Annotated in this window: 14 protein-coding genes; 11 read left to right on the forward strand and 3 right to left on the reverse strand. The window is 46.1% G+C overall.

Annotation, left to right across the window (positions count from 1 at the left end):
- Positions 1 to 26: 26 nt before the first annotated feature.
- Positions 27 to 2282, forward strand: coding sequence for an ATP-binding cassette domain-containing protein (locus A7K91_RS02995; RefSeq protein ID WP_068679636.1), 2256 nt, complete (start codon positions 27 to 29; stop codon positions 2280 to 2282).
- Between the two features lie 160 nt (positions 2283 to 2442).
- On the opposite strand, the gene A7K91_RS03000 is transcribed toward A7K91_RS02995, so the two are convergent.
- Positions 2443 to 3057: a TetR/AcrR family transcriptional regulator gene (locus tag A7K91_RS03000; RefSeq protein ID WP_068679532.1), complete on the reverse strand. Its 615-nt coding sequence runs from the start codon at positions 3055 to 3057 to the stop codon at positions 2443 to 2445.
- A 155-nt stretch (positions 3058 to 3212) separates the two neighbouring features.
- Between A7K91_RS03000 and A7K91_RS03005 the strand changes: the two genes are divergently transcribed.
- Entirely contained in the window at positions 3213 to 4154 is a 942-nt protein-coding gene (locus A7K91_RS03005) for a COX15/CtaA family protein (RefSeq protein ID WP_342671724.1), read from the forward strand.
- A 30-nt stretch (positions 4155 to 4184) separates the two neighbouring features.
- Positions 4185 to 4949: an alpha/beta hydrolase gene (locus A7K91_RS03010; RefSeq protein WP_082967196.1), complete on the forward strand. Its 765-nt coding sequence runs from the start codon at positions 4185 to 4187 to the stop codon at positions 4947 to 4949.
- Positions 4950 to 5064: 115 nt separating this feature from the next.
- Here the strand turns inward: A7K91_RS03010 and A7K91_RS03015 are convergent, their stop codons facing one another.
- The gene (locus A7K91_RS03015) at positions 5065 to 6006 is read right to left on the reverse strand and encodes a DMT family transporter (protein ID WP_068679537.1); all 942 of its coding nucleotides are present in this window, start codon (positions 6004 to 6006) and stop codon (positions 5065 to 5067) included.
- 146 nt (positions 6007 to 6152) lie between these two features.
- Here A7K91_RS03015 and A7K91_RS03020 point away from each other — a divergent pair, with 146 nt between their 5' ends.
- The 8 genes from A7K91_RS03020 to A7K91_RS03055 all read left to right on the forward strand — a co-directional run bounded on the left by A7K91_RS03020 (position 6153) and on the right by A7K91_RS03055 (position 15221).
- Positions 6153 to 7049 (forward strand): AraC family transcriptional regulator, encoded by an 897-nt coding sequence (locus tag A7K91_RS03020; protein ID WP_068679539.1) that lies wholly within the window; start codon positions 6153 to 6155, stop codon positions 7047 to 7049.
- Between the two features lie 361 nt (positions 7050 to 7410).
- Complete coding sequence (gene rsgA, locus A7K91_RS03025) at positions 7411 to 8439, forward strand: ribosome small subunit-dependent GTPase A (protein WP_068679541.1); 1029 nt, start codon at positions 7411 to 7413, stop codon at positions 8437 to 8439.
- Between the two features lie 780 nt (positions 8440 to 9219).
- Entirely contained in the window at positions 9220 to 10551 is a 1332-nt protein-coding gene (locus A7K91_RS03030) for a hypothetical protein (RefSeq protein ID WP_156739270.1), read from the forward strand.
- A gap of 29 nt (positions 10552 to 10580) precedes the next feature.
- Positions 10581 to 11489 carry a M23 family metallopeptidase gene (locus A7K91_RS03035; RefSeq protein ID WP_068679545.1) on the forward strand — a complete coding sequence of 303 codons (909 nt, stop codon included), beginning with the start codon at positions 10581 to 10583 and terminating at the stop codon, positions 11487 to 11489.
- 90 nt (positions 11490 to 11579) lie between these two features.
- Positions 11580 to 12023, forward strand: coding sequence for a hypothetical protein (locus tag A7K91_RS03040; RefSeq protein WP_068679547.1), 444 nt, complete (start codon positions 11580 to 11582; stop codon positions 12021 to 12023).
- 404 nt (positions 12024 to 12427) lie between these two features.
- Positions 12428 to 12976 carry a GNAT family N-acetyltransferase gene (locus A7K91_RS03045; protein WP_068679549.1) on the forward strand — a complete coding sequence of 183 codons (549 nt, stop codon included), beginning with the start codon at positions 12428 to 12430 and terminating at the stop codon, positions 12974 to 12976.
- A 197-nt stretch (positions 12977 to 13173) separates the two neighbouring features.
- A complete protein-coding gene (locus A7K91_RS03050; protein WP_068679550.1) occupies positions 13174 to 13698 on the forward strand; it encodes a MogA/MoaB family molybdenum cofactor biosynthesis protein in 525 nt (174 codons plus the stop codon).
- A gap of 134 nt (positions 13699 to 13832) precedes the next feature.
- Entirely contained in the window at positions 13833 to 15221 is a 1389-nt protein-coding gene (locus tag A7K91_RS03055) for a UDP-N-acetylmuramoyl-tripeptide--D-alanyl-D-alanine ligase (RefSeq protein WP_245697198.1), read from the forward strand.
- A 505-nt stretch (positions 15222 to 15726) separates the two neighbouring features.
- Here the strand turns inward: A7K91_RS03055 and A7K91_RS03060 are convergent.
- Positions 15727 to 16755, reverse strand: a complete 1029-nt coding sequence (locus tag A7K91_RS03060; RefSeq protein ID WP_245697200.1) for an AraC family transcriptional regulator — start codon at positions 16753 to 16755, stop codon at positions 15727 to 15729.
- Between the last annotated feature and the right edge of the window lie 3 nt (positions 16756 to 16758).

A 16758-nucleotide genomic window follows, 5' to 3' on the forward strand; every position in this document is an offset into this window, starting at 1 on the left:
AAAATAATTACGGAAGGATGTTGCTTATGAAGGAATCCAATCAGGAATACATCGTCATATCGGGCGCGAGGGAAAATAATCTCAAAAACGTTTCGTTGCGTATTCCAAAACGAAAAATTACGATTTTTACCGGCGTTTCCGGATCAGGCAAATCTTCCATTGTATTTGATACCATTGCGGCGGAATCCACACGGTTGCTGAACGAAAACTTCAGCATGTTTGTGCGAAGCTTTTTGCCGCGTGTACCTCAGCCCGATACGGATGCCATCGAAAATTTGAGCATGGCGGTTATCGTGGATCAGAAGCGGCTTGGCGGCGGCTCTCATTCCACGATGGGGACGATCACCGATATTTCCCCGATTCTGCGCCTATTATTCTCCCGTGCGGGACAACCTCATATTGGCGAACCTCATTTATTTTCGTTTAATGATCCCCACGGGATGTGTCCGGAATGCAGCGGGTTGGGACGCAGGCTGGGCGTTGATCTAAGCAAAGCGGTGGATTTATCAAAATCGCTAAATGAAGGAGCGATTATGCTCCCGGACTATTCGGTGAACAGCTGGGAATGGAATATGGTTGTTCAGTCAGGCTCCTATGACCTCGACAAAAGGCTGAGCGATTACAGCGAGGAAGAACTGCAACAGCTGCTCTACGGCAAAGCCAAAAAAGTGCAAATGGATTTTGCAGGTAAAGCGATGAATATAACGGTTGAAGGCGTTATTGAAAAGTTTACGAACAAATACATTAAGCAGGACATCAAAGCAAAGTCGGAGCGTACGCAAAAGGCCGTTGCGCCGTTTATTACCGAAGGGCCCTGCAGCAGCTGCAAAGGAGCGCGATTAAGCCAAACAACGCTTGGCTGCCGTATTAACGGATTTAACATCGCGGAGATGTCTTCCATGGAGGTTGGCAGCTTGATCCGGGTTATTCAAGAGATTGAACATCCCGCTGCCGCTCCGGTCATCAAGGCGCTTGCCGAGCGGCTCCAGCATTTGGTGGATATCGGCCTGGACTATTTGACGCTCGACCGCGAGACCAGTACATTGTCGGGAGGAGAGTCGCAGCGGGTAAAGATGGTCAAACATCTGAGCGGCAGTCTGGTGGATGTCACCTATATCTTTGACGAACCTAGCGTAGGCCTGCATCCCCGAGACGTTCACCGTCTGAACGAATTGCTGCTGAAGCTGCGTGACAAAGGAAATACGGTTATTGTGGTGGAGCATGATCCTGACGTTATCAAGGTTGCTGATCATATTGTTGATGTTGGCCCTCACGCCGGAAGCCGAGGCGGTCTTGTCGTCTATGAAGGCACCTATCAGGGGTTATTGGAATCCGGTACGCTGACGGGCAATCATATGAAGCTGCCGCTTCAATTGAAGCCTGAATACAGGAAGCCGACGGGCACGCTCCCCATCCATAACGCGACGCTGCATAACTTGCAGGACGTAAACGTTGACGTGCCGCAAGGCGTGTTAACTGTAGTGACGGGCGTTGCCGGCTCCGGCAAAAGCACACTGATCAACGAAGTATTTCTGAGCCGCCATCCAGACGCGATTGTCATCGACCAATCCGCAATCGGGGTATCGACACGATCCAATCCTGCCACCTACACAGGTATTATGGATGATGTTCGCAAGGCGTTTGCTTCGGCCAACAAAGTAAACCAAGGCTTGTTCAGCTTTAATTCCAAGGGCGCATGCGATAACTGCCAGGGCCTTGGAGTGGTCTATACGGACCTTGCTTTTCTGGATAGCGTCAAGCTGCCATGCGAGGTATGCGGCGGCAAACGTTTTAAGGAAGATGTGCTTGCCTATAAGCTAAACGGGAAGTCTATTGCGGATGTGCTGGCGATGACGGTTGAGCAAGCACTGGACTTTTTCCAGCTTAAAGAAGTCGTCCGCAAGCTTCAAGCGTTAAGCGACGTCGGCTTAAACTACATTACGCTTGGCCAGCCGCTGAGCACGCTTTCGGGAGGAGAGTGCCAGCGTATCAAGCTAGCCAGCGAGCTGCATAAGAAGGGCAGCATTTATGTTATGGACGAGCCTACGACGGGACTGCATATGTCGGATATCGGCTTGCTGATCGGTATTATGAATCGGCTGGTGGATGCAGGCAATACCGTAATCGTCATTGAGCATAATCTCACGGTCATCAGCCAAGCGGACTGGATTATCGACATGGGGCCAGACGGAGGCAGCAGAGGCGGAGAAGTCGTGTTCCAGGGCGTTCCTGAGGATATTATCTCTGCCGAGCAATCTATCACAAAAAGCTATCTGGTTTGAGGCCGTTGCCAAGCTCCTGCCTTGCAGGCACAAAAAGGGAATTAGGTTGTACAGCCAAATGATTTCCCAGCTGCAGGGCTGGCGCGAGGTTATGCTTACATACATTTTGGAGAGGCTGCAAGACTAGAGCATCAATCGCTTTGTCAGTGCTTTATTGTGATTATGCAGATGCTCCCCGCAAGAAGATGCTTACAATTTCTTTGGCCAGCGCCTCATTGGTAGTGTATTTTTGGAGCGCATCCTTTCGGTTGCCTAACATCAGCATCGCGGAAAAGGTATGGGCCAGCAGCATGGGGTCGTTGGACCGAAACATATCGTTGTCCATAGCTGCCTGAAATTGATCCGCCAAAACCTGGTAAATATGATGCTCTGCTAATCTGATTTCCCGTATTTGCTCCTCGTTTAAAAATGGCTCCGCCTCTCTAAGCATCGTTTCGATTTCGGCATGGGGATTGGTTAATCGCGCTTCCGCAACAGAAACCAGCCCCGCCTCCAGATGCTCGGCATCCTCCAGTATACGGGCGATATGCTGGTGTACATTATTCAGAACGGAAGTAACCGCCACTTTAAATAATTCCGGTTTGCTGGAGAAATGATAATAAATGGCCGGTTTGGATACATGACAGGCTTCGGCGATTTGGTGCAGCGAAACCGGCTCATAGCCGTATTCCATAAAACGTTTGGAAGCCGTCTGAATAATCATCTCCTGAATGGGCGGATCGTCCTTTGTATGCCTGGGTCTGCCTGGCGCACGTTGCGTTTGGTTTTTCATCATAACTCTACCTCCATGAATATTTTATGACATCTTGTCTTTTTTATCAAAAACGCCTTGTAAATTTACCTTCCGGTAAATATAATTTAATGGAATCATTCCTATTCGACAAGGATAATATGATGGAGTCAACAAAAATGCGGGCAGGTGGACACAATTTGAGAAAAATCGTTACATTGAAATGGCTTAGCTATGCCACAACGTTATTTATGTTTTTTGCGACATTTGGCGGAGGGATCGTCACTCGGACGGAGTCCGGTTTGGGCTGCGGCACCGAATGGCCGTTATGTCACGGGAAGTTTGTTCCCGCTCATACGCTTGCTTCCCTTATCGAATATACGCATCGGCTGGTCAGTACAACGGCGGGTATTTTGGCCGTAGCTGCGTTTATCGCTTTCCTGGTGTATTTCAAGCATCGAAGGGATCTGCAGATTTTTGCGGGGTTAACGCTGATTTTTGTTATTATTCAAGGCGCGATGGGGGCATTGGCGGTTGTTTTCTCCCAATCTCCGCCTGTGATGGCGCTCCATTTGGGCTTTGCTTTTATCGCGCTGGCCAGCTCATTAATGACGAGTCTCGGAGCGAGGCAGGAGCAGAGGATGGGGGGGCTTGCAAAGTTCAACCAGATGCCAAGGACAAACAAAGCCTTTCGCAATTTTGTATGGTTCTTGACCGTCTATTCGTATCTGGTCGTCTACACTGGCGCTTTTGTCAGCCATACTAATTCGGCCGGCTCATGTACCGGATTGTTTTGCACAGGAGGGGCCTTGCCGGAGCTGGCAAGCGGGATTCGAATCGAAATGATTCACCGTTTAGCCGGAATGCTGCTCCTTGTTCTGATCATTGTCCTTTTTGCGTGGATTTATAAAAGCTTCAAAAGCAACCGGGAATTGGTGCTGCAAGCCAATTATGCAATTGCGCTTATTTTGTTCCAGATCCTTACCGGCGTTGCCATGCTGTTTACGCTTGAGCGCCCGGACGTCTATATGTTTGTTGTGCTTGCTCATATGACCGCGATTGCCGTGTTGTTCGGCATGTTGACCTATATGAGCTACCTCGTCTGGAGGCTGTCAAAATCAGCAGAACTCGGTCAAAACTAATTTGCAGCAACCCAAAAGGAGAATATCCCTGTGGCAAAGACAAAACGAAAAAACATATGGCTGCGCATCTTGTTATGGGGCTTCCTGTTAATCGCACTTATTGTTGGCGGCGCACTTCTGTATCTCGGCTCCCAGACATACAGTCCCTCCACTAAAGCGGAAGCAGCTATGCAAGGCAATAGCGACGTTACCGTAACCAAGGTGAAAAACGGGTACAAATTTGAAGCCTCCGATGGAGCGACCGTTCAGCCCAACGTTATTTTTTATCCCGGAGGTTTGGTTAAGCCGGAAAGCTATTCGCCGTTTGCAAACGAGCTTGCTCAGCTTGGACATCGGGTTTATATTGCGAAAATGCCGCTAAACCTGGCTATATTCGGTCAAAACAAGGCGGATGCCTTTATAAAGGAGCACCCTGATGAAGCTTATGTCATCGGCGGACATTCACTGGGCGGGGCATTTGCCGCCAGATACGCAAATCAGCATAGCGATAAGCTGGTCGGCGTCTATTTCCTTGCTTCCTATGCCGATGACGGAGGGACGTTAGCGGATACGAATCTTTCTGCGCTGCAATTGACGGGTTCCGCGGATGGCGTTCTAAACTGGGAGGAATGGGAGAGGACCAAAGCTAATTTGCCGGCAAATACGGAATATGTCTCCATTGAAGGCGGCAACCACGGACAATTTGGTTCGTATGGACATCAAAAGGGTGATAACGAGCCGCAGATTGGTGAGGCGGAGCAGTTGGAAAACATCATTAACGCTATGCAGCAATGGATGGAGCAATTAAGCAAATAATGGAGCTGCGAGAATGCTTCGTAAAATGAATGTACGAAAGGCCCGAGCCTGTTGAATGCAGCAAGCTTGGGCCTTTAATTTGTCTACAAAATGTCTGGCAATGTCTGCCGCTTGTTCACGAGGCTTTTTGGACATCCCCGTTTTGTATCGTATTCACATTTCGTTTTGCTGTAGTGCTTTTCAGCCAGAAGTACATCCCCATCCCTAGCAAAGTCAACAGCCCGCCCGCCCACTGGAAACGGGAAACGGATTCCCCAAGCAAAACAAAGGCCAAAAGAATGGCGATGACCGGTTCTCCGATAATACCGACCGAAACGGTAGTGGCTCCAACTGATTTAAGCAGGATATTAAAAATGTATTGACCAAGCACCGTCGGGATGATGGCTAGCAACAGGAAATATATCCAATGCGATGCTTCATATTGAATCAGCGGCTGCTTATTGACTACATTGTAGATCAGCAAAACAAAACCGCCAATGGAAAACACAACAACGCTATACAGTTTGGCATCCAGCTTGCGGCTCACCTTTTGCCCTGCAAGCATATAAGCCGAAACCATCAGCGTCCCGACAAGCGACAAACCATCTCCGATCAACGCCTCGCGAGATATGCCGATATCCCCCCATGCTATAATGACCGAGCCCAATAAAGCCGCCAGCATACAAGCGATAGTTAGCGGACCGGCTTTTTCTTTAAACATAAAATAAGACCCGGCCATGACAAAAAGAGGCTGTAGCGTCAGAATCACCATGGAGCTGGCAACCGATGTATGAACCAATGACTCCATCCAGAATAGAAAATGCAAGCCGATAAAGACTCCCGCCAAAATAACAGTAAGCCAATCTCTTTTGCCCATTTCCAGCGAAGTGAGCTTACTCCAAGAGACAAAAGGAAGCATGATAAGGACGGTAATAAACAACCGGTACATTCCCGCCACGGAGGTGGGCGTTTCCGAAAAAAACTTGATTAGGATAGAAGAAATGGAAACAGACAAAATGCTAATAAAAAGCAAAAAATAAGGATGAAGAGATAAACCCGGCTGCTGCTGCTTAAACATGTTTCCTCCTGGATGCCTGACAATTCTAAGCATAGGTTAGATTTGGAATTTCAAAACCAAATATAATATTATCACCGGACTTTTCTTTTTTGTGCAATAATATCTTTATATTCTATCGAAATATCGTCAGAATCGAGGCGTCTTTTTTGAAGAAGGAACTGCATGAAGCCATTCAATATCCCGATCGCTCGTTTCCCTTTATCATGTATACCCATACCCTGCAGGAAACGGTCCCCAAGGGAAGGGGATTTAACGATTTGCATTGGCACGAGGAGCTGCAAATCACTCTCGCGACAAAGGGCAGGATGAATATCCAAGTCAACGGTATTGATCATGTTTTGGAAACGGGCGAAGCCATTATCCTGAACAAAGGCGTGCTGCATATCGTTACGCAGCTTTCTCCCGACGGCCAATATGTCAGCATAAACTTTCCGGAGAAGCTGCTCGCCTTTTATTCCGAAAGCGTCATGGAGCAGCATTATGTGCTTCCATATACCAACTCCAATTTTGTAGCCTATGTTGTAAAGGACGTTTCCCCTTGGCACAAAGGAATCCTTGGCCTGCTTTGGGAGGTGAAAAATATATTTGACGCTCCTAAAACCTGGGGATGGGAATACGAGGTTTCCGTATTGGCCGTTAAGCTATGGCTGCTGTTTATCAGGAACGTCTCCTTATCGACCGAGGAAACCTCCTCGCCATACAATAAGCTGCAGCAAGAGAGGCTTCAGCTAATGCTGAGCTACATTCATCAGCATTACAGCCAGCCCGTTTCACTTAAGGCAATAGCCGATGCGGCGCATGTAAGCGTATCTGAATGTACACGCAGCTTCAAGAAAACAATTCGAATGACGCCCTACGATTATCTGATCACCTACCGGATCAAAAAAAGCTGCGATTTCTTGCTGTCCAGCGACCGCACAATTACAGAAATCGCTGAGCTTGTTGGCTTCAATCATGTTAACCACTTTATTCAGTCATTCAAAAAACAGCATCATCAAACGCCCCGGGCATACAGGAAAATAAGAAACGAACCTGCTACTTAGGAAAAGGCGGAGGTGGAATATGAGGGGCCGCCGCTGGTGAAAAACGGCTTTAATTATTTATTACCTTTTAACGATAATCATTCATATGTTACAGTAGCTGCATAAGAAGCCGAAAGGAGTGGGGACTATGAAAAACTTGATGATGAAGGTATGGGTTGTAAGTTGCGGTCCTCATGTTGTTGCGCGTTAAGCTATTATTAAAGCTTATAAGTTAAGCGCCTCGGGGACCTCGTGTTTGATGTCTCCGGGGCTTTTCTGTGTCATTTTTGATGATGCCGTTCAAAAGCCGCCGGTCCTGCGATCGCGGCTTTTTGTGCTGCCGTTTTTTAAAACTTAACTTTTGATTTGGAGGAAATTTACCTTGAATTTAGTTGAACTAGGCTGGAACTCCAGTTATGAACAGCATTTTACCCCGTATCGGGAGCGTGGATATTCGGTCGGCCGCGTCGTCAGGGAGCATCGTCACTATTTTCAAATTGCCGCTGAAGGCGGGGAGGTGCTTGGCGAGGTATCCGGAAAAATGAGGTTTGATGCGCTGGAGCGGGCCGACTTGCCTGCTGTAGGAGATTGGGTCGCTTTGAAGCATCAAGACGGCAGAGGCATTATTCACGCTGTTTTGCCAAGAAAAAGCAAGTTTTCTAGAAATACAGCGGGGGCAACCTCGGATGAACAAATAGTGGCCGCCAATATCGATACGGCTTTTCTGGTGATGGCGCTGCATCAGGATTACAATCTGCGAAGGCTGGAGCGATATTTGCTATTGGCATGGGATAGCGGAGCAACGCCGGTTATTGTGCTGAGCAAAATCGACCTTTGCGATAATGCGGAAGAGAGGATTGCGGAGGTGGAGGGGATAGCCCCTGGCGTTCCCATCCATGCAATAAGCGCGCTCCACACGCAAGGCTTGCAGGAGCTTCAGCCATACCTGGGCCAAGGGCATACGGCTGCATTAATCGGTTCCTCAGGCGTGGGCAAATCAACGCTTATTAACGCGCTCTCAGGCAGCGAGCTTCAACGCGTCAATGACATTAGATTGTCGGACGGGCGGGGCAAACATACGACCACACACCGCGAATTGATTGTTTTGCCCACAGGCGGCATCATAATTGACACGCCAGGCATGCGTGAAATCCAGCTTAATGCTTCGGATGAAGGGTTAAGCTCGGCTTTCGAGGATATTGAACAGCTTATGGAGCAATGCCGCTACCGTGATTGCAAACATAATGGAGAGCCGGGCTGCGCCATAAAGTCGGCCCTGGCAGCCAGCGAGCTTGATCGCAGCCGCTACGATAACTACCTCAAAATGGAGAGGGAGCTGGCTTATGCGGAACGGCGGGAAAATGAAAAGCTCAGAAGGGTTGATAAGGCATCTAAAAAGCTGCGGAAATAAGAAGTCCATACCCGGGTTTCCTTGTGTTGTGGGGAAATCCGGGGGGACCCGCTTGGCTGGGCTATTCTGTACTTAATGGAAGCGCCGATGGATTAGAAGGACGCAATCCATTTGTTAATTGCATAAAACATACATAATATATGTTATGTAAACTTGATTTTCGAGATCTATTCTTTGTACTCCCGATTCTTTCATATTAATCGGTCGGTAACCTTATTTTTCGACAATGATTTAACTATCCTATGAATTTGAGTTCTCCTCTGTTGGCATGTAAGGCAGTTTATTGAATGTCTTTGCTACCTCGATTTCAAGCTCCACACTCAAGTGCTGGAACAAGCTTTTCATTTAGGATTAGTCCCACCTCCCATAAGGGTTTATAGTACGACCATCGCCGACTTTACCTTAAAGAAGCTAAATGTCTTTACTAATTTGGTCAACTACGCAAGAGTCGAATTTTGACGTTATTTTGAATCTATCGAACTATTACATATAAATACCAATATTGGTATTGTATAGATGATAAAAGGGGTTCAATTTCCAATGGACTCCAAAGGAAAAGGAGGTTTTGGAGGTGTTATGATATGTAGCGTACAAATGAATGGTATCTGTTAAGCTTTTTGCGACCTTTGTTACATCCTCATAAGAAGACCAGTTTGCAGCTTTAAAGCAGGTTCTGGAGAAGCGTTTCTATTCCATAAACGAAACGTTTTCATTAAAAACAAGCATGCGCTCTGTTATAGTTTCCATATATTGCGAGCGTAGGAAGGGGAGTTTATGATTATGAAAAAATGGCCTAGAATCACAGTTATAGCAACTACGCTCATCCTTCTCGGGGTCGCGACTTCTCAAGTATTACAAGCATCAAACCCGACCATTACGAGTGAAAATAAGCTAGTGGCTGTCCCGTACGAAAAAAATGTTAGTAATGTTATGGTTGGGGAAAACGGCGAGGTTCTGTTGGTCGACTCAATTACTGATGAAGAGTATTCGGAAATGATGAGTATACTCTACCCTAACGGCATTGTAGATGCACAGGGGCAAGATATTCCCGGTATAAACGACTTTGACGAATCTCGTGCAAAATTCGTCGCCGAACATATGAAAGCATATTCGTTAGTTGGAGAGGAGAGATCCGAAGTTACACTGACACCGTTTAAGATCTCCATTACGGATGAATCGAACGGCGAGTACAAGAGTTTGTTTTATAGAGCGAGCGTCGGTAAAGATAACTTTGTTTTCCCTTCCGAATGGGGGAACCAGTCATTCGGCTTTATCTCCATCAGTGAAAAAAATATTTATTTAGCCTATACGGATATGGGGATTTGGCGGATAGATCCAGAAAACATGACCGCAAAAAAACTTTCGTCGGATTCATACTCCGGCAAGTCTTTAGCTGAAATCAGCCTCGGGATAGCGAAACCTCATTCAGATTGGTACCTAACTTGGATCGATAGCGTAAACATTAGTCCTGATGGCAAGTATGTTGTTTATCGCACGAATCGAGACAGCATCGAGCTTAATGAGACATCTGTTTGGGGAATTGATCTTAATACCGGGGAAGAACAGCAACTGATTGATCCGTCCCTTAATAACGATATTGTCGGATTCATTACTGACAGCAATGTTGTTGTGGGAGCACTCAGCGACACGCGTATCATTGATGTAAATAACAAGACAGCTATCGCTGTAGATGTACCGAATCTGCCGAATTTACGTATCAGCAGCGTTAAGGATGGAAAAATCGTGATATCAAGTTACGATAATGGCAGTTCTAATTCCACTGCGTTCATTAGTAGTGTCGATGCATCAACAGGAAGGATATCTGAAATTTCCAGAGTTTCCGGATACCTTGATGGCGAACCCCGTTTTTCACCATCAGGAAGCAAAATTGCGATAGGTTATGGTAATGACCCAATGGTTGGCATTGACGATGTAATGATTGTTGACTTATCTACAAATTCACAGAAATTGCTCTCCAACTCGTCGCAAAGCGCTCGCGCAGTTAACGGGAATATTATTCGTTTCCAATGGGTGAATGATGACGAAGTACTCGTCAATGCGAGATATGGAAGTGATTCCACTAGCTTTATGGTTAAATCACAAGGGGAATAATATTTTATATAACGAAAGGTGGTAAAAAAATGAAACGAAAAATAACGGCATTTGCACTTTCTATTACTGCCATTGCGTTCTTATTCACATCAAATGTATTCGCGGCTGATTACAGTATCGTTTTTGGGAATACGCCGCCGTCTATTGTGAATTTCAACTCGCCGCTTTCAACTACTTCAACTTCAGGCTTTGCGGCAGTGAACAGCAAGTGGAATCAGCCGCGTGCAGTTGGAACAAATCCCCATAACGGAGTAGACCTAAAAGCCGCGTTGAATACAAGTGTATATGCACCATATGACGGGTGGGCAACTGGCATTACTGGTGCAGGTTCGTATGATATCGAATTTTTGGTGGATGCAAACAACAATAATAAAAAGGATGATGGAGACTATAAAATTAGGTTTTATCATATGAATAGCAGGGAACCTGACGGAAAGAAGAGTAAAGGGACTCTGATAGGCAAGTCTGGCAATCAAGGAACCAGCGCTGCACACCTTCATTTTGGAGTCTGTTCTACAACGGGTGGGTTGAAATGGCTCCGAAACGAGGTCAATTACAGACATTTATCTTCGACGAACTGGAACTCTGGCAAAGACCTCGACGCTTATTCCGTAGTAGCGTGGAATAACAACACTGCGTCATTTACCTCGTATATCAGGAATGACGGCGCTAAGGAGTACTTTTCTGAAGTCAGAATGTACTATCGCACATCTTCGGGTACGTGGACTGATGGAGGTGCTTTAACCAGATCCGGAGATGTTTACAGTTATAATTTTACTGGCAAAGTCCCATCAGGAACATCCGTACAATGGATGTTTAGAATGATACGAAGTGGTGTTTCTCAGGCGGCATTCAGCCCTGCAAAATTCTATCAACCAAACAACAATCCTAACGCGAGTTCGTATCCTTATGAATATTGGACAAACACGGTCTCATAAGTTAATAATGTTAGCGCGATTACACCCACGTAGTTTATCTGCGTGGGTGTTTGAAGTCCAGATTCATCTGTTGAAGGAGAGAAATCTATAATGAGGAACTCCCATCAAAAGCTCCGTACAATGATGATACATGTGGCAATTACTATGTTAATCTTACTAGTCGGATGCAATAACAGTTCAAACGGAGAAACTAAAACTTTTAATTTTGGCGGACTCAAACTTGAGGTAACAAATGTCTACGAGGTTCGAACCGAGAGTATGAAGGATGATGGAGGTAACCCTTGGGAATACAGTGTTTTTGTCTATTATCCCGGCGCACGTGTTACCGTATTAGCGGCCGATATGAGTGACGTGAATTTTAGTTCCGATGGAAAATCTCATGCGAATTGGGGTGTCCTCTTGGATTCGGATGCACGACAAGAAATCGTTGTCGATATGAAGTCATTTGATCTTACGTCAGATATGCTTGGCATTTATAGCCTTGAATCCAACTTGTATGTATTGAAATTTGAGATGTATAAGAATAAAAAATAGCGAAAACTAAAAAAAGCCGATCAGATGATCGGCCGCCAGCTTAAGTCAAGCTATCTGCTATGTCTTTCAATATCGCTCATGGATCTGGTACGTTTATGCTGGTAACCATAATATTTGTCTAAGTTTTTAATTCTGATGACTGACGCCCATACGCCGCAAACCAGGATGACCAATCCCATAAGAGCATAGGATACATTGTGATATTCAAAATAGAAGCCCGCAAAAATCCCGGCAATGATAAGAAGAATCAGGATTAGCGGCGTCCATTTTCATTAAAGCACTCCCTATGTAACTTCGTTCGCTTAAATATGTAACTACCCGCCTATAATCATTCATTTATCTTTACATGCTTGGGTATCTATGGTAAACTTCCTATCCATTAACTTGAGAGAGGGAAGAGACTGATGATAATAGAACACCGGGATTTTCATGTAAAAGGGGTATCGTATAAGATTCGGCCGGCAGTTAGAGGGGATGCAAAAAAGCTGTCTGAGCTTCGATTGCAAATAGACGGCGAAACGGAAAATATGGACAGGGAGCAAGGGGAAGGCTTCATCGATGAAGCAGGATTTGAACGCATTATTGAAAATGATGCAAATCATCCCAGAAACTTATTTTTAGTCGCAGATTGTGACGGGAGATTAATAGGGTATTCCCGCTGTCAAGGCTATGATCTAAAGCGTTTTTCCCATAAAGTCGTATATGGCTTAGGGGTGCTGATGGATTTTTGGGGATATGCTATCGGTAAAAACCTAATGATAGAAAGCATAGCATGGGCTGATTCTATCGGGATCAAAAAAATAGTGCTTGAAGGCGTGCTCGAAACTAACGAAAAGGCGATTGATATGTATAAAAAACTGGGATTTGAAATCGAAGGCACGATGAAAAAGGATAAGCTGCTTTCCGATGGAAAGTACTACACCAGTTATATCATGTCAAGATTTAATGACTAGGACTTATTTATAGAGAGTAGATTGCCTACATAGTTAACCACATTAAATAAATGATTTAGTTAATATCATAAAACACACATAAACATAATTATGTTAACTGATAAGCTGCATTAACTTGACAGCTGAAAATCAAGGCGATACGCTTTTAAGCAGAAGTGACAAATGTGAGAGTTTCTAATGTAAATGGGGTATGTAATATGACAATTTCATCGGTTGAACAACACCGTAAGGAAAGTCCTAAAATGGTCAACTGCATGATCATTACCGTGTCTGACACAAGAACGCCGGAAACAGACAAAAGCGGTGCTTTAATGACTGAAATGCTGCTTGAGGCCGGCTACAATGTCGGAGCGTATCAGATCGTCAAAGACGATTATGCAGACATTCAGGGAGCTATCCGCAGCGGGCTTGCCAACGAAACGATAGAAGCCATTTTATTAAATGGCGGTACCGGAATAGCGCTGCGGGATACCTCATACGAAGCCGTTCGTGATTTGCTGGACAAGGAAATGCATGGCTTTGGCGAAATTTTTCGTTATTTGAGTTATTCCGAAGATATAGGGACGGCTGCAATTCTGAGCAGAGCCATTGGCGGTGTGAGCGGAGGAAAAGCGGTGTTCTCCATGCCGGGCTCAACTGGAGCGGTACGTCTAGCCATTAGCCGGATCATAGCTCCGGAGCTGCGGCATGTGATGCGCGAGATTTATAAAGATATTAAATAAGGCGTTACGACTGTTGTCTGCCTGTGCCAGTGGATATCTGTTTATTAGGAATACAGATGTCCACTTTTTTAATGAACAAACGGGTACTGTTTAAGCTTTGCATAATGTAGATTAGTGAGCAAGGAGGGATGCTTGTGTTCAAACGACCCATTCAGGATCTGATTTCGTTTACAAATGCTGTTCAAGCAACTGAAGCCTGTCAAACTCGTCAATTTGAAGAGGTTAAAGGGGTATCGATTGATACAAGAACTTTGCAGAAGGGCAATTTGTTTATTCCAATTGTTCGAATTGACGACGGCCACAACTATGTAAAGCGGGCTTTTGAAAATGGGGCTGCTGCTTCATTATGGCAGGAGGATCATGGAGCTCCGCCAGAGGATTTGCCAATTATTATCGTCAAGGATACACTAGCTGCTTTGCAACATATGGCACGGGAGTATCGCAATCAATTAAACTGCAAAGTAGCTGCTGTAACAGGGAGCAACGGGAAAACGACAGTTAAGGATATGGTGACGTCCATCTTAAGCACAACCTGTAAGGTTCAAAAAACGCGTGGCAATTTAAATGGCGAATATGGGCTTCCATTAACCATTTTGGAGCTGGATGAAGATACAGAAATTGCTGTGCTAGAAGCGGGAATGAGCCATGCAGGGGAAATAAAGGCGCTTAGCAACATAGCCAGACCGGATATCGGGATCATAACGATGATTGGTGTTTCCCATTTGTCCAATCTGGGGTCAAGAGAAGCCATTGCGCTAGCCAAATTAGAGCTGCTCCATGGCATGAACCATCATGGCGTCCTCATTATTAATGGCGATGAGCCTTTGCTTACGGATGCGCTTCCAAAACTGAAAATTCCAGAAGCGATAACAGTAAAAACGTTTGGCGCCATGGAGTCCAATCATTATTTTTCACCTCAAATTATCGAAACTTCGGCTGGACTTGCTTTTAAGGTGAGCCATTATGATGATGAGTTTTCTATGCCATTGCTTGGAAGGCACAATGTATGGAACGCTCTGGCTGCCATAGCAGCGACAGATCATTTTGGGATTAGCGGGGAGAACATTAGAAAAGGGCTTGCCAACCTGGAGGTTACGGAAATGAGGATGGAACAGATACCAAGCCTGGAGGGCTTTTTAATTATAAACGACGCCTGGAATGCTAGCCCGGTTTCAATGAAAGCAGCAATCGAAGCCGTGTCAAATCTTGAAGGCTATGACAAAAAGGTTTTGGTTTTAGGCGATATGCTGGAATTGGGAAATGAAGAGTTGGCGTTTCATGAGGAAATAGCTGAGTATATTGATACGTCAAAGATACACTCCGTTTTTACGTTCGGCAGGTTAAGCAAAGTAATTTCAGACAGCGTTAGCGGTACCAGTCTAAAAGGCAAAGCGAAACATTTCACATCCAAGAAAGAGCTTGCTTCTGAATGCAGACGTATTTTAGCTAGCGATGATGTTGTATTGTTGAAGGGCTCGCGCGGAATGAAGCTAGAAGAGGTGTGCGATTTGCTGAAAATATAAAAAACACACTAAGACACAAATAAGCTGTGCTTGACTTGTAGCGTGCGTACTGACTATGAGAGTAGGAGTATGGTAAGTGTCCAAACTTAGGGGTTAACCCAGTATCTTGAAGTGGTCTGTAACTTGTAGTGATCTGTTATTTGATGGGCATTTATTGGATGGACATTCATGACCGTTACAGTATGAAATAGCTGGATTTTGCTTGTTTAACGGTCATTCGTGTCCTTAAGCGCTCCAAATTGGCATAATGGGCTGGATTTAGGAGGCGGGACGGACGTCAGTGTCCGTTACAAGCTGAAATACAGTCAAAAACAGCTCGTAAAGGACATTTTTGTCCGCTGGAAAGAAGCCGGCACAAAAATCTCTATTATAGCGCTCCTGATGGGCGCAGGGAGTTGTATGGCGCTTTTAAGTCAAGTCAGCTTGTTGCAAGAACTGACCCCTCTATGTCCCGCAGCGTTCCGGCGAGCTTGAAAATAAGCATGCAAGGTTGCCTTAACTCCTTTTAGCTCCCGGGACAGCTCCGGCTCCTGTATTGCTGCGGCGTTATGCCAAGCTTCTTCTTAAACACCCGATGCAAATAATTGGCGCTTGAAAAGCCGTTGCGAACGGCTACCTGGTCGATTGTATTGCGGCTTTCGGCAAGCTCTCGGCACACGTGATCAAGCCGGATGCTTTCTATATAATCGCTAAAGGTAGAGCCGATTTGCGATTTCATGATGCGCTGCAGCTGGCGCGGGCTAATATGGATGACCTCGGCAACCGCCTCCAGCGTCAACGGCTCCTGATAGTTATCCTTAATAAATTGCTCCGCGATCCGGCAGCGGTAGCGGTTAATATCGCGTGATGGAAGCTGCATATGCTCCGGTTCCGGAAAATAAGCCCGTGTCGTACGAAGCAATATCTGGATAATGCATTGACGGATGACGGTCAGCAGCCCGGGCTGGTTTTCGTACCAGGCGCGATAGGCGGCAAGGAAACACTCCATTGCCTTGAATCGGTCGTGGGAAGGACGGCGGGGGATAAGCCCAAGCTGGCGCACGCATGCCTCGGCTTCCCGCCACTCCGAAGCTGCTCCCCAGCTCTCGGCAGGCTCGCCGTCATCAATGCGGACAATCCGGATGCGCAAGCACAGCTCGTCCATGCCGTCCTTGTCATCGGCTTCCTGATAGTGCATAACGCCCGGCGCTGTCACATACATCATGCCTTCGCCAACATGGCAAGGCGTATCCTCCAGTATAACCATTCCTGAGCCTCGCGGCACAAAATGAAATTCATATTCCTCGGTATGCTTATGGAAACGGTCAATTTTGCCCGGAGGAAAAGCGGCCAGGTGGAAGCGGAAGACGCATATCCCATACGGCCCCCAGCGAAAATCAGCCTGCACATGCTCCAAGGCATGCTGCTGCTCCTTCATGAGCTGGAAAGGATATCTGTGACCGCCATTCGCGGCAGCTTCGTTGATGGCGGGAGCAAGGTTTTGCCCCTCAGGAGCTTGCATTAGCGTTTCCGTTCCTGTTTGAAGCTTGGCCATTGC

This window comes from Paenibacillus oryzae, from assembly GCF_001675045.1.
GTDB lineage: Bacteria > Bacillota > Bacilli > Paenibacillales > Paenibacillaceae > Pristimantibacillus > Pristimantibacillus oryzae.